At 41.0% G+C, this 12,954-nt stretch carries 15 protein-coding genes; 12 read left to right on the top strand and 3 right to left on the bottom strand.

Annotated features, from left to right (window positions below; all coding sequences use genetic code 11):
• Position 1: 1 nt before the first annotated feature.
• The 4 genes from V6R21_RS02755 to V6R21_RS02740 all read left to right on the top strand — a co-directional run bounded on the left by V6R21_RS02755 (position 2) and on the right by V6R21_RS02740 (position 4,196).
• Positions 2 to 2,104, top strand: coding sequence for a xanthine dehydrogenase family protein molybdopterin-binding subunit (locus V6R21_RS02755; protein ID WP_334240660.1), 2,103 nt, complete (start codon positions 2 to 4; stop codon positions 2,102 to 2,104).
• Positions 2,105 to 2,110: 6 nt separating this feature from the next.
• Complete coding sequence (locus V6R21_RS02750) at positions 2,111 to 3,115, top strand: XdhC family protein (RefSeq protein WP_334240658.1); 1,005 nt, start codon at positions 2,111 to 2,113, stop codon at positions 3,113 to 3,115.
• A gap of 8 nt (positions 3,116 to 3,123) precedes the next feature.
• Positions 3,124 to 3,705, top strand: coding sequence for a nucleotidyltransferase family protein (locus V6R21_RS02745; RefSeq protein ID WP_334240656.1), 582 nt, complete (start codon positions 3,124 to 3,126; stop codon positions 3,703 to 3,705).
• Between the two features lie 116 nt (positions 3,706 to 3,821).
• Positions 3,822 to 4,196, top strand: coding sequence for a nuclear transport factor 2 family protein (locus tag V6R21_RS02740; protein WP_334240655.1), 375 nt, complete (start codon positions 3,822 to 3,824; stop codon positions 4,194 to 4,196).
• A gap of 62 nt (positions 4,197 to 4,258) precedes the next feature.
• Here V6R21_RS02740 and V6R21_RS02735 read toward each other — a convergent pair whose 3' ends face one another.
• Positions 4,259 to 5,437, bottom strand: a complete 1,179-nt coding sequence (locus tag V6R21_RS02735; RefSeq protein WP_334240653.1) for a serine hydrolase domain-containing protein — start codon at positions 5,435 to 5,437, stop codon at positions 4,259 to 4,261.
• Positions 5,438 to 5,636: 199 nt separating this feature from the next.
• Positions 5,637 to 6,248: an FMN-binding negative transcriptional regulator gene (locus V6R21_RS02730; protein ID WP_334240651.1), complete on the bottom strand. Its 612-nt coding sequence runs from the start codon at positions 6,246 to 6,248 to the stop codon at positions 5,637 to 5,639.
• 320 nt (positions 6,249 to 6,568) lie between these two features.
• On the opposite strand from V6R21_RS02730, the gene V6R21_RS02725 reads away from it, so the two are divergent.
• Positions 6,569 to 6,793 (top strand): hypothetical protein, encoded by a 225-nt coding sequence (locus V6R21_RS02725; protein WP_334240649.1) that lies wholly within the window; start codon positions 6,569 to 6,571, stop codon positions 6,791 to 6,793.
• Between the two features lie 357 nt (positions 6,794 to 7,150).
• On the opposite strand, the gene V6R21_RS02720 is transcribed toward V6R21_RS02725, so the two are convergent.
• Complete coding sequence (locus V6R21_RS02720; protein ID WP_334240648.1) at positions 7,151 to 8,044, bottom strand: helix-turn-helix domain-containing protein; 894 nt, start codon at positions 8,042 to 8,044, stop codon at positions 7,151 to 7,153.
• Between the two features lie 377 nt (positions 8,045 to 8,421).
• On the opposite strand from V6R21_RS02720, the gene V6R21_RS02715 reads away from it, so the two are divergent.
• The 7 genes from V6R21_RS02715 (at position 8,422) to V6R21_RS02685 (ending at position 12,896) form a co-directional block, all read left to right on the top strand.
• Positions 8,422 to 8,883 carry a cupin domain-containing protein gene (locus V6R21_RS02715; RefSeq protein ID WP_334240645.1) on the top strand — a complete coding sequence of 154 codons (462 nt, stop codon included), beginning with the start codon at positions 8,422 to 8,424 and terminating at the stop codon, positions 8,881 to 8,883.
• Between the two features lie 17 nt (positions 8,884 to 8,900).
• Positions 8,901 to 10,100 carry an NAD(P)-dependent alcohol dehydrogenase gene (locus V6R21_RS02710; RefSeq protein WP_334240643.1) on the top strand — a complete coding sequence of 400 codons (1,200 nt, stop codon included), beginning with the start codon at positions 8,901 to 8,903 and terminating at the stop codon, positions 10,098 to 10,100.
• Between the two features lie 21 nt (positions 10,101 to 10,121).
• Positions 10,122 to 10,979: an aldo/keto reductase gene (locus V6R21_RS02705; RefSeq protein ID WP_334240641.1), complete on the top strand. Its 858-nt coding sequence runs from the start codon at positions 10,122 to 10,124 to the stop codon at positions 10,977 to 10,979.
• 73 nt (positions 10,980 to 11,052) lie between these two features.
• Positions 11,053 to 11,454 (top strand): cyclophilin-like fold protein, encoded by a 402-nt coding sequence (locus tag V6R21_RS02700; RefSeq protein ID WP_334240639.1) that lies wholly within the window; start codon positions 11,053 to 11,055, stop codon positions 11,452 to 11,454.
• A 7-nt stretch (positions 11,455 to 11,461) separates the two neighbouring features.
• Entirely contained in the window at positions 11,462 to 11,857 is a 396-nt protein-coding gene (locus V6R21_RS02695; RefSeq protein ID WP_334240637.1) for a (R)-mandelonitrile lyase, read from the top strand.
• A gap of 84 nt (positions 11,858 to 11,941) precedes the next feature.
• Positions 11,942 to 12,169 carry a tautomerase family protein gene (locus V6R21_RS02690; protein ID WP_334240635.1) on the top strand — a complete coding sequence of 76 codons (228 nt, stop codon included), beginning with the start codon at positions 11,942 to 11,944 and terminating at the stop codon, positions 12,167 to 12,169.
• A gap of 154 nt (positions 12,170 to 12,323) precedes the next feature.
• Complete coding sequence (locus tag V6R21_RS02685; RefSeq protein ID WP_334240633.1) at positions 12,324 to 12,896, top strand: DapH/DapD/GlmU-related protein; 573 nt, start codon at positions 12,324 to 12,326, stop codon at positions 12,894 to 12,896.
• The last annotated feature ends 58 nt before the right edge of the window (positions 12,897 to 12,954 follow it).

The raw sequence follows: 12,954 nt of genomic DNA, 5'->3' as shown, positions 1-12,954 counted from the left end.
TATGAAGTCAACAGTTTCCAGAAGACATTTTCTCAAAGCTTCTACTATTGCAGGTGGAGGATTGCTATTAAGCTTCTCCTTGCTGGGCTATAAATCCATAAGCAAATTAGCTGAAGAGGATGAATTTACTCCAAATGCCTATATCAAGATAAGTCCTGATGGTACGATCGTGCTGATGGCGCCCAACCCTGAAATTGGGCAAGGTGTAACCACTTCACTTCCTTTGATCGTGGCTGAAGAACTGTGTGTGAATTGGGAAAAAGTTAAGGTAGCATTAGCCCCACTGGATGAGAAATTTGGAAGACAGGTAGCAGGCGGCAGTGGTGCCATTAGAGGGAAGTTTGCAGAATTACGTATCGTTGGAGCCGCAGCCCGTGAGATGTTGATAGCAGCCGCAGCCCAAACCTGGAATGTACCTGTTGACGAGTGTTTGGCAGATGAGGGAATGGTTATACACCAATCAAGTGGAAAAAAACTAAGTTATGGAGAACTGGCGACAAAGGCATCTAAGCTGGAGGTTCCCACTGATCCAAAACTAAAAAATCCTGAGGATTTCAAGTTTCTGGGCACACGTGTTAAAGATGTTGAGGCCCATAAAATTACTACTGGTCAGCCCCTTTATGGAATAGATACACGCAGGGAGGGAATGCTATTCGCAATGGTGGCTCGTCCCCCAGCTTACGGAAAAACATTGAAAAATGTAGATGATACCGAAGCACGTAAGATCAATGGTGTCAAAGATATCGTAAAGCTTAAAAATTCGGTAGCGGTACTGGCCACCTCTACTTGGATAGCCAAAAAGGGACGAGATGCCTTGATCATTGAATGGGAGACGTCAGAGAAACTGGAAAGTTCTTCAGATCACTTCAATTCTTTTAAGGAATTGCTGGCAAAAGGTGCAGACGCTAAGTCCAGAAATGATGGGGATATAGATGCAGCTAATAAAACAGCCCAAAAAGTGCTGGATGTTTATTATGAGATGCCAACCATTTCCCACGGACAAATGGAGCCGCTAAACTACTTTGCTGATGTCAGGAAAGATAGTGCGGAGCTTTTTGGTCCAACGCAGGTGCCGGCAAAGGTAAGAAGCGATGTCGCTGAATTGCTGGGAATCGCTCCGGAAAACATTTCAGTTACACTTCCAAGACAGGGAGGCGGATTTGGCAGAAAACTGATGAATGACAATGCGGTGGAAGCTGCATTGATTTCTGCTGCTGTTCAAAAACCTGTACAGGTGCAGTGGACAAGGGAAGATGATCAGCAAAATGACTTTTACCGTCCGGCTACTATGTATCGGTATAGGGCTGGCTTGTCGGAAGATAAACTATGGAGCTGGCACCAGTCTGGAATTGCCATTGGAAGGGAAGTTAGAGGGGATAGTTATGTAGCTGGTGCTTTAGAAAATTACCGTTCAGAGGGTCAAGGCCTGGAGAGCAATACCCCTACAGGCTGGTGGCGTGCTCCTGGTGCCAACACACTTGCCTTTCCTGCTGAAAGTTTTATGGATGAAGTGTGTGTGGAACTGAAAAAAGACCCTGTTGCATTTCGACTTGAATTGTTTGAAAAAGCCAAGAAGCAACCCATTGGAAAGCTGCAGTTTGACCCTGATAAATACAAAAGTGTGGTTGAATTGGTGGCAGAAATGTCAGACTGGGGCACTACGCCTGAAGGAGTGTTCAGAGGTTTTGCTACATGGTATTCATTTGGTTCGTATGCGGCTCAGGTTCTTGAGCTTAAACTGGAGAATGGAAAGCCTAGGATTACCAAGGTTTTTTGTGCGGTAAACTGTGGTACAGTCATTAACCTTAGTGGAGCTGAAAATCAGGTGCAGGGTGCTATCATTGATGGTATTTGTCACGCCATGTTTCCTAAGATTACTTTTGTGGATGGCGCTGTAGCAGAGACCAATTTTGACTCCTATAAATTCCTTCGGATAAAGGACGCACCATTGGATATCGAAGTGAAGTTTGTTCCATCAAATGAAGCGCCAACAGGATTGGGAGAACCAGCATTACCACCAGTGGCAGCCGCTATAAGTAATGCTATTTATGCAGCAACAGGTAAGCGGATTCGCAAAATGCCTTTTGCTGAGGAGCTTGGATAAACAACTATGCTATTCGAATTTAAGAAAATATTGAACCACGCAGTACAATGCCAGGCATCTTCAATAAAGTGTGTCTTGGCATCTGTGGTTGATTTAGATGGCTCTTCCTATCGTAAGCCAGGGGTAAGGATGTTAATAACCGACAAGGGTGATACGGTTGGAGCTGTCAGTGGAGGATGTGTGGAGAAAGAGGTAATAAGACAGGCACAGCAGGTGTTGGAAGATGGCTTACCTCGTATCATGACCTACGATGGCAGATACAGACTAGGATGTGAAGGAGTCTTGTATATACTTATCGAGCCTTTTAGCTTATCGGACGAACTATTGGCCAGTTGGGCTGAGGTTTTGGAATCCAGGTTATCCTTTGAGATGCACGCTTTCTATTCCAAGGAAATAGGACAGTCGCCGGATTATGGAACGATCATCAAGCTTAAGGGAAAAGAATTTACGTTTAGAAAAGATTTTAGCCCGAGTCATAACGTATCTGTTTTTAGCCAAACCATGCAACCAGCTTTGCGCTTGGTAATCATTGGTACTGAGCATGATGCTGTACAAATGGCGATGATAGGCAGTAGCAGTGGGATGGAAGTAACGGTTGTAAGTTCTCTGAAAGATGCTCGACAAAAAAGTGATTTTCCGGGAGCTGATAAGGTAATAGCGTTGGAACCTGATGGAATTGACAACTTGGGTTTAGATGAGCAGACAGCAGTTATTCTAATGACACATAGTTATTCAAGGGATTTTCATTATGCATTGGCTATACTCGATCAAGCCTACTGCTATTTTGGAATTATTGGGTCAAGTAGGCGTAAGCATATGCTGTTTGATGAACTTCTCCAGTATAATGCTGAATTGGATTTAGACAAACTGGAGTCCATCAGTTCGCCGGCAGGTCTAAATATTGGTTCGGTCACGCCTCAGGAAATAGCGATTTCGGTTATTGCAGAAATAATTGCTGTAGTCAGAAAAAAGCAATCCAGTAAAGTAATCAATAGTATCACTGTTAACTAGATTGAATTATGGGATTGGCAGCCATTGTGCTATCGGCAGGAGCATCATCTAGGATGGGACAGGCCAAGCAATTGCTGATGATAGAAAACAAACCTATCATTCAGCATATGTTTGATGCGATTGAATCCATCGAATTTGAACTAGTATGTTGTGTATTAGGGGCCAATAGTGAGAAAATTGCGCCTGTTTTATCAGACCAAGTACAATTGGTTTATAACGAGCACTGGTCGTTGGGACTGAGCGAGAGTATTAAAGCAGGAATTCAATATGTTTTGGACATGCAAGATATTGATGGCGTATTCCTGTTTCTGGCAGATCAGCCTTTTATCCTGACTAAGGATATCAATAATATGTTGGCGATTCATTCAGAATATCCCGATCGCTGTGTGGCTACATCCTATGGCAATAGTCCTGGAGTTCCTGCAATACTCCCAAGGAAGTATTTCTCTTCGTTACTTAATATATCAGGAGACAAAGGAGCTAAATCACTACTCAGTCAACTTAGCGAAGAGGTGGTATTATATAAACACAAAGGTGAGCTTATAGATATAGATACCATTGAGGATTACAGACAAGCATTGAGTAGGTAGCCGTCATCAAGAGCGTATCTGTAAATTATTATATAGCTGTTTCACTAATAGTGAGGCAGCTATTCCTTTTAGAATATGTTGCATTAATATTTATTAGAATCATAATCTCAAAAGCTATGTCACAGAACCAAGAAGAAAATAAAGTCCTTGAGGTAATCAGACACTTCACTAATCTGATGATCGATCAGAACACAACAGAAATGGAAAAAATGGTAGACAAGGGGTTTACCCTAACACATATCACCGGAGTTGTCCAGTCAAAAGAAGATTGGTTTGATGAGATAGACCAAGAAAGCATGAAATACTACACGGCTAAAGAATTGAATCGTACTGTAAAAGTGGATGGGGATAGGGCAGAACTGATGAATCAAAACTTGTTGGATGCAAGAATTTGGGGATCGAGAGATACGTGGAGATTGCAGCAGATCTATCAATTGGAAAAACGGAATGGAACATGGATTATCTTAAATGCTGTGGCTTCTACTTTTTAAAAAAAGAATTTCTGAGTGAAATAAATCTGGATAGATATTTAGGTTAATTTTAGAATTAAATGTTATCCACGCTTTGCATACTTTAAAAGTGTTCGATAAATGTCTCTTACTTCAATCATTGCGTTCTCAGTTTCGGATGTATTAACAAAGATTATTATGCCCTTTCCTTTTTCTATTAAAAAATACGCATGGGATATAACCCCTAGGTCATTTCCGCTATGACCAATTTTTTCTGAATCTACACTCCAAAAAACACCTTTTTTTAAATTTGATGAAATTGGTCTTTCCATCATTTCTTTATAGCTCGTAGCTGTTAAAATGTTATCCTCACCGTTATAGCCTTGAATCATTGTAATAAGAAATTTGCTGAAATCTGTAATGTTAGTCATAAAACCGCCATCACCATATGTAATGAGTTCATATTCTGGCATCGGATACCCATACCAATATAAAGTGGAAACGTTACTTGGATGATAATTATTGGAAGGCCATCCAGAATTAGTCATTTGTAATGGGTTAAGTATATGTTTCTTAACAAATTCAATGTAAACTTCACCACTTACTTCTTCAATAATATAGGCAGCTATATTAGCCCCCATATTACTATATTTGTAGGTGCTTCCTGGAAGGTTATTAGAAAAGTTTTCCCTGTTGTACCAAATTCCATTTTGGCTGTATTGATTTCTTATGAAATCAGACATTGGCATCCATTCATTCTTATTGAAAAGGTCAACAGATTCCTTTATCTCTTGTTTGACTTGGCTAGATGAATCATTATAAAAAACTGGAATTTTTTCTTTGAAAACATATGTACGGTCATATTGATCACCATCAATAATACTCGAAGTGTGATTTGCAAGCTGCTGGATTGTTATTTTTTCGTCTGGAAAATTGGGGTTGTAAATTTTAAAAGGAAGATAGTCATTAATATTATCGCAAAGGTTTAATTTTCCCATCTCTTGAGCTTTCATTAAAGCAACCCCAAGTAAAGTTTTAGATATAGAAGCAATTGGTTGTATCGTATGAACCGTATAAGGTGTATTTGTTCTTTTGTTGGCGTGACCGAATCCTTTAGCATAAACAATACTGTCTTTATCTACAATAGCAACTGCAAAGCCAATAAGATGACTGTTTTCGCTTAACTTTATCAATTCAGTAGTAATTGAATCATTGTGACTTTGTGTTTTGGCTGAGGTGCTTATTACTAAAATTAGGAAGAGGAGTACAACAAAATTTTTCATAAAAAAATCTATTAGTTTAGTAGAAATCGGATAGGATAACTTTTGACACACTATTTTTTAATTGTGGCTAACATCCTGCTATTGTTTATCAAGCTTGCTGCTTTCCAATATAGCACTAATCCAAAATTTAATAACCTGATGTGATTGCTATTGGGAAACTAAAGTAGGGACTAGCCAATATACTAGCCTTAGCATACCACTAACTCCTTAATTTTTTCATTTTTTCGGCAATGCGCATATCCATTTCATCTTCAGATTGTGATAATTTCTCGATTATATTGTTGAAGTTTTTATCATCTCGGTTTTGAGATAGCTTTTGTTTAATCTTGATTTCTGTTGGAATTATTTTGATTCCTATAGCGCCTTTCATTTCTTTTTCAACAAACGCTTTACCCATTTTCTCTAATGTTATTGGACACTTCTGAGAAGATTCATAGGTGTTAGTCAACTTATTGAGATGGTTGTAAAGTGCTGTTTCGGTCATGAATTCTACTTTTCCGTATATCTGAACTTGTTCATAATTCCATGTAGAGACATTAATATGGTCATACCATGATGAGCTTATGTATGTATGAGAGCCTAAAAACTCACAAAGAACTTCTTCTTTAATATCAATTTGTCTCGCTACTGGGTTAGCTTTATTAAGGTGTGTTTCAATATAAAAGTCATTTTCACTTCCATTTATTGCCATCATTGCTCTTGTCGCAATTATTCTTTTGTTATAGATGATTAAATTTGAAAATGGATTATTTGTTATTACTTCTTGAAGAACTTCATAATTTTCCGTCTTAAATAATTTTGGTAAGTGCATATGATTTTTTATATCGGTTTGGATGAAAATTTATGCTAATAAAAAGCTATCGTTATTTTTTCAAGATAGTACTAATAATAATACTCCGTAAAGTTTTTAATTCTGGGCAATAAAAAAGCGAAAGGTTAATTTTGTGGTTCCTAAGCCAAACAACAATCCTTTTGCCCTATGAGCATCGAGATACTCACGGAACAAATATTGGATAAAATGCAGGGCGTACGCTGGGCCTCAGAAGAAATTTCTGATTCACCTTTTCACTACCATGCTGATAGTCAGGGGAGTATATAAATAACCTAACCAATATTACCCGTTACAGTCAGTTGACGGAAACAACGTTGCGAAACTGGTTCGGCAAAGGATTCAATTTCTTTGCCTTTAATACCTTACTGCTCTCTCACTGTCAAAAGCAGGATTGGGTAGTGGCATTTGATCCTAGTTTCCTTTCCAAGTCAGGCAAGCAGACCTGCGGGATCGGCTATTTCTGGTCTGGCTGCGCAGGAAGGGAAATGCGTGGATTGGAGATTGCGGGTTTTGCGGGCGGCTAGGCAACGCCAGCCTAACGGCGGTGAACTTGGCGAAGGTCTGCCATCATTTGAATGTGCCGATGGAAGAGAGAGAGGGACTTTCTCTTTAGCGGATATTAAGTCCCTGGCTTTCAATGAGCATTTCCTTCAAAAAGTTTTTTCAAGGTTCGGAATAGATACCCGAACCTCTAAAAAATCAGCTGCCTATCGGGAGCTGGTTGAATATGGCAAGATTGCTCCTAAAAGTTTACGGAGTTTTGTAAGACGAGAACTAACTAATAGTAACCATAAGACAAAAACAAAAAAGCTGATAGGTTACAAAAGGTCTACCCTTGATAATCTATCAGCTTTTAATATTAGTACCGACCCGATTTATCACTAGTTCAATGACTTGTATTCAACAGGTGATACCCCAACTTTTTTCTTGAACATTCTTGTAAAGTGCTGAGGATGCTTAAAGCCCAGTTCGTAAGCAATCTCACTGATGGACTTGCCTGGTTCGTAAATCTTTTCCTTGGCAATCTCGATCAGCTTTAACTGGATATGCTCCTGTGCAGATTTTCCGGTCTCCTTTTTCAGAAGGTCTCCCAGGTAGTTGGACGACAGGAACAGCTTGTCGGCGCAGTAGCGAACCGATGGCAGGCCTGATTCGATAGGCAGTTCAGAGCCAAAGTATTCATCCAGTACCTTTTCAAATCTCGTCAACACATCCTTGTTCGCATGGCTTCTGGTAATAAATTGCCGCTCGTAGAATCGTTTGCAGTAATTGAGAAACAGTTCAATATAGGATACAATAAGTGTCTTGCTATGGGAGTCAAGGCCGTGCTCCAGTTCATAATTGATCTTGTCAAAGCAATCATTGACGATTGCCCTTTCACGGCTAGAGAGGTGAAGTGCCTCATTGACCTGATAAGAAAAGAAAGTATAATCCTTGATGTTACGCCCTAAGTTGGTGCCGTGTATCAGGTCAGGGTGGAAGACCAAAGCATGGCCAACCCCTTTCTTTTTCTCCTTGCTTTCAACGCCATATACCTGCCCTGGAGAGATAAAGATCAAAGCCCCTTCCTCGTAGTCATAGTTGTTACAGCCATAGGTCATATCCCCGCATTTTGCATCCTTTAGAAAAATGGCATACAAGCCAATTTGACTTCTGAAGTAACAGAAGGGGTTGATCTTCTCAAAATCCACAATACTCACCAAAGGGTGCAGGGTCTCGTGTCCTACCAGGTTGTTATATTCCGTTACTGTATTTATGCTGGTTATATCATTCATGGCATATACTTTTTATAATATGGTAAGCCAAACTTACATGGCTTTTCTCTAATACTTTCCTTCTGTCAACCACATTCCGTGATTATGGTAAGCAGAACCGTAATTCGGGTAATTCCTTGCTTTCTTTTCCCCCGACATTTGTATTGTAAAGTTTTACAAGGCCGATCTGGAACCATGTTCTTATAAATTATGATTCAAATATAAGTGTATGATTATTAATAAGATATAGGTAAAGTAACATTCAGTAATAAGGGTAAGTAATGCCGTAATTCGGGTAACTTATTCTCTTTTGTTCCCCCGACATTTGTATCGTGAGATTTTGGAAGAAGAAATGAAATTTCCTTGTAAAAAAGTAATAACAATTAAACGATCAATAGATGAGAGCTGTAATCACATTCCTGTTTTTGGTGCTGCTTACTGCCGGTTGTACAAAGGTGGATAATCCAGAGCTGCAAACCATTTTTCCTAAGGGAGAGCAAGGGCCGGAAGCACTTTTCACAGGTAAGGCATGGAACTATGGGCTGTTACCTGCTGACTCCACTTACACGACATTGGTTGGTAATGTCTACTTCGAACCTGGCGCCAGAAGCAACTGGCATACGCATCCGGCAGGACAAATTCTGATCATTACGGACGGGGTAGGCTACCACCAGATTAAAGGACAGCCCCGACAGACCATCAGAAAGGGAGATGTCATCAAGTGCCCACCCAATGTACTGCATTGGCATGGGGCTAGCCCTGAAGTAGGTTTGCAACAGATGTACATTGTTCCCAACACAGAAAAAGGAATTGTGGACTGGAAAGAACCTGTAACGGATAAGGAATACCATAACAACTAAACAAATCAGAGCACTGTATGGCAGCTTCAAGCAACAATCAGGACAGACAGCAATCCAGAAGGAAATTCATTCAGCAGACTGCAATAGCGGGTGCTGGTTTGGCACTAGCCAACCCACTGCAACTTTTTTCTCAAAATAAAACACCAGAAGTTATGAGCCAGAATATAAAAGCAAAAGGCTATGCCGCAAAGGATGCCTCAGGGAAACTAAGCCCTTGGGAGTTTGAGCGTAGACCAGTTGGAGATGATGATATCCTGATCGACATTCAGTATGCCAGTATCTGCCATTCTGATATCCACCAGCTGAAAGGACACTGGGGACCACAGCAATACCCTCAGGTGCCGGGGCATGAGATTGTGGGAATAGTGGCGGCCGTGGGTAAAAACGTTACCAAATTCAAGATTGGAGATAGGGCTGGCGTAGGCTGTATGGTTGACAGCTGCATGGAATGTGATAGCTGTACTCACGGAGAAGAACATTTCTGTGACAAGGGACAGACAGTCTTCACTTACGGTTTTCCGACTAAGGCTGAACCAACTGGCATCTCGCAGGGTGGTTACTCCGACAAGATTGTGGTAAGGGATCACTTTGCAGTACACATTCCTGAGCATATCAGCTTTGAGGAGGCTGCTCCATTATTGTGTGCTGGCATTACCACTTACTCACCGTTGATGAGGGCACAATTCAAGGTGGGAGACAAAGTTGGGGTTGCAGGTATTGGCGGACTCGGACATATGGCAGTGAAAATTGCTGTTTCCAAAGGCGCAGAAGTATATGCATTCACTACCTCACCTGACAAGGTAGAGGACATCAAGTCATGGGGCGTGAAAGAGGTGATTGTGGTGGATGATGAGTTCAAAAACATGCAGGCATATAGCAAGACATTGGATTATATGATCAGTACTATCCCATACCAGTTCAATGTATCTCCTTATGTGGCATGTGTAAAGCCTTACGGCACCTTCACGTTTGTTGGGATGCCGGATGGTTCAGAGATCACGATCAATAACCTGATGCTGGCATTTTCAAGAGTGAATTTCAATTCGTCCTTGATCGGAGGTATTCCCGAAACACAGGAAGTGGTTCACTACTGTGCAGACAATGGCATCAAGCCAGAAATTGAGGTTATAAAGGCAGAGCAGGTCAATGAGGCCTGGGAAAAGGTAGTAAACAAGGAAGCCCGCTACCGCTATGTAATTGACGCAAAAACATTTTAATACATTAAAAAGAATCGAACGATGATGTTACAAGAGAATTATAAACTATCAAATGGGGTTGAAATCCCTAAGTTGGGTCTAGGTACATGGTTTATCAGTGACGAAGATGTGGTAGAAGCCGTGAAGGAAGCGGTAAAGCTGGGCTATCGCCATATCGACACTGCCCAGGCATACCAAAACGAGGCTGGAGTAGGTAAAGGAATCAGGGAATGTGGCGTAAATAGAGAGGAACTGTTTGTTACCACCAAGCTTGCTGCTGAGGTGAAGTCCTATGACGAAGCAGTGGCTTCCATTGACAATTCCTTAAAAACATTGGGGCTTGACTATATAGACCTCATGATTATTCACAGCCCGAAACCTTGGGCCAATTTCTTGGAGGACGAGGCTTACCATGAAGGAAACCGTGAGGCTTGGAGAGCATTGGAAGATGCCTACAAGGCAGGGAAACTAAAGGCTATTGGGGTCTCCAACTTCGAAATAGCGGATTTGAAAAACATACTCGAATCTAGTGAGATCAAACCAATGGTGAACCAGATATTGGCGCACATCAGCAAGATGCCTTCCGAACTGATTCAATTCTGCGAGGAGAATGGTATTCTGGTTGAAGCCTATTCACCTATCGGACATGGGGAGCTCTTCAAGAATCAGGAAGTAGGAAAAATAGCTGAAAAGTATCAGGTGTCAGTACCGCAGTTGGCTATCCGATTCTGCTTACAGCAAGACCTTCTGCCTTTGCCTAAAACAGCAAATCCTGCGCACATGAAAAACAATGCTGACGTGGATTTTGAGATTTCAGAGGCAGATATGCAGTCCTTGTTAAACATGGAGCAGATTAAGGATTACGGAGATGCCAGTATGTTTCCGGTGTACGCGAAGTAAGACGTTTTTTGTATTAATTCTCTCTGTTATTGCCTCTTTGTTCTTGCACTATTCCTGTAAGAAGAAAGAGGTTATGCTTCAACAATCTTTCAGCTTTCAAGATATGGATAACAAGGGACTTTTAATTCATTTGAACATAACAGTTGGTACTCAGGTGTTCAAGGCATCGCTTTACAATAATCCCACCTCCCAAAGCCTATTGGATCAGTTGCCATTTACTGTGGAGGTGGAAGATTATGCAGGCATTGAGAAAGTCTTTTACCCAAATCCTGCCTTGTCTACAGAACAGGCCCCTTCAGGTGCTGAGGCTTCAGTAGGTGATATGATGTACTATACTCCTTGGGGGGATGTAGCCATATTCTACAAGGACTTCAAGTATGCAAGTGGCCTAATTCCAATGGGGAAAATGGAAGATGTACGTGGATTTGTAAATGCATTGGTATCAAGTACAACAGTAACATTTGAAATAAAATAACAGCACTATGGAAATTATAAGAAATGAGCAATTACCATCTGTAAAAGGACCAGAAGCTTGGTTTTCAGGTGATGTAAGAATAGACCCTCTATTCTCAAAAAAGGAAGTGACAAAAGCAGCCGCAGCACTGGTGACTTTTGAGCCGGGCGCACGCACCGCATGGCACACACACCCAGCTGGTCAGACATTGATTGTACAGTCTGGATTGGGTTGGGTACAACGTGAAGGTGGGCCTATTGAGGAGATTCGTCCCGGTGATATCGTGTGGTTTGCTCCGAATGAAAAGCACTGGCATGGTGCCTCCCCTAATAAAGCCATGAGCCACATTGCCATACAGGAAGATGTTAATGGTGAAGTGGTGACTTGGATGGAAAAGGTAACTGACGAGCAATACACAAAATAAGTGGATTGGCAAGGGAGAAATACTTGTTCTCTTACAGGATTTACAAATAAAGTGATCAACGGTTTTTCAATTAATTCAGAAGCTATGCCACATATAAAGATCAGTTTACTGGAAGGCAAGACAGAAGAGCAGAAACAGTTGCTAAGCCAAGAGTTTGTAAGAATTGCGAAAGAAATTCTGAATTATGGAGATGATGCTTTTTCTGTTGCTATTCAGGATTTTACAAAAGAAGAGTGGAAAGAAGAAGTATATCCAAATGTGATTATGAAAGAAGCAGATTTGCTTTACAAGAAGCCTGGATATGAAATGTAAACGGTCAGGTTACAGTAGCGGGTAACGATGATCACAAGCCTGAAAACTTCTAACATAAAAACTACTTAAAGTAGTACAAAAATTTAAGCTACACATATCTGAAGTGTCGATTAAAGTGTACTTCAGATGTGTTCGTAGTTAAAAACGGATATATATGAAATCAAATAACGAGTCAGAAATTCATAATAAACTCAATGCGGGTGAAGCCGTTTCAATGAATCACCCTGACATCAGTGAATTGGGAGATGATGCTTCCCGTGCAATTAGCCTCCTGACAAAATTTAATCAGGAACATGATCTGGTCAAAGCACGCAGTATCCTAGGGGAACTTATAGGAAAACAGGTGTCAGACACAACCAGAGTGTATCCTCCTCTTTATACCAACTATGGTAAGAATATTTCTCTGGGCGAAAGAGTATTTATCAATCATGCCTGTTCCATTTTGGACTTGGGAATGGTGGAAATTGAAGATGATGTGATGATTGGTCCTAGGGTGAGCATCACTTCTGAAAACCATCCTGTACCAGTTCGAGACCGTAAGACCTTAGTGCCGGGAAAAGTACTGATCAAGAAAAATGTTTGGATTGGAGCCGCAGTCACCATACTGCCAGGTGTTACAATAGGGGAAAACTCAGTAGTGGCAGCTGGAGCCGTGGTCGTAAAGGATGTTCCGGCAAATTGTGTGGTAGCTGGAGTGCCAGCCAAGGTGATCAAGCAGATTGAATAGTGAAATGAAAATTTCATATAAAGGGTTCACTGTTGAGCTATAAGCTTATATAGTTTTA

It is taken from the genome of Limibacter armeniacum (assembly GCF_036880985.1).
GTDB classification, from domain to species: Bacteria; Bacteroidota; Bacteroidia; order Cytophagales; family Flammeovirgaceae; genus Limibacter; species Limibacter armeniacum.
The sequence above is the reverse complement of the archived record's forward strand: the minus strand, read 5'-3'. Positions and strand labels throughout refer to the sequence as shown.

Coding starts and splice junctions, on each gene's coding strand:
- V6R21_RS02755 (WP_334240660.1), top strand. CDS start 2: ATGAAGTCAACAGTTTCCAGAAGACATTTTCTCAAAGCTTCTACTATT.
- V6R21_RS02750 (WP_334240658.1), top strand. CDS start 2,111: ATGCTATTCGAATTTAAGAAAATATTGAACCACGCAGTACAATGCCAG.
- V6R21_RS02745 (WP_334240656.1), top strand. CDS start 3,124: ATGGGATTGGCAGCCATTGTGCTATCGGCAGGAGCATCATCTAGGATG.
- V6R21_RS02740 (WP_334240655.1), top strand. CDS start 3,822: ATGTCACAGAACCAAGAAGAAAATAAAGTCCTTGAGGTAATCAGACAC.
- V6R21_RS02735 (WP_334240653.1), bottom strand. CDS start 5,437: ATGAAAAATTTTGTTGTACTCCTCTTCCTAATTTTAGTAATAAGCACC.
- V6R21_RS02730 (WP_334240651.1), bottom strand. CDS start 6,248: ATGCACTTACCAAAATTATTTAAGACGGAAAATTATGAAGTTCTTCAA.
- V6R21_RS02720 (WP_334240648.1), bottom strand. CDS start 8,044: ATGAATGATATAACCAGCATAAATACAGTAACGGAATATAACAACCTG.
- V6R21_RS02715 (WP_334240645.1), top strand. CDS start 8,422: ATGAGAGCTGTAATCACATTCCTGTTTTTGGTGCTGCTTACTGCCGGT.
- V6R21_RS02710 (WP_334240643.1), top strand. CDS start 8,901: ATGGCAGCTTCAAGCAACAATCAGGACAGACAGCAATCCAGAAGGAAA.
- V6R21_RS02705 (WP_334240641.1), top strand. CDS start 10,122: ATGATGTTACAAGAGAATTATAAACTATCAAATGGGGTTGAAATCCCT.
- V6R21_RS02700 (WP_334240639.1), top strand. CDS start 11,053: ATGCTTCAACAATCTTTCAGCTTTCAAGATATGGATAACAAGGGACTT.
- V6R21_RS02695 (WP_334240637.1), top strand. CDS start 11,462: ATGGAAATTATAAGAAATGAGCAATTACCATCTGTAAAAGGACCAGAA.
- V6R21_RS02690 (WP_334240635.1), top strand. CDS start 11,942: ATGCCACATATAAAGATCAGTTTACTGGAAGGCAAGACAGAAGAGCAG.
- V6R21_RS02685 (WP_334240633.1), top strand. CDS start 12,324: ATGAAATCAAATAACGAGTCAGAAATTCATAATAAACTCAATGCGGGT.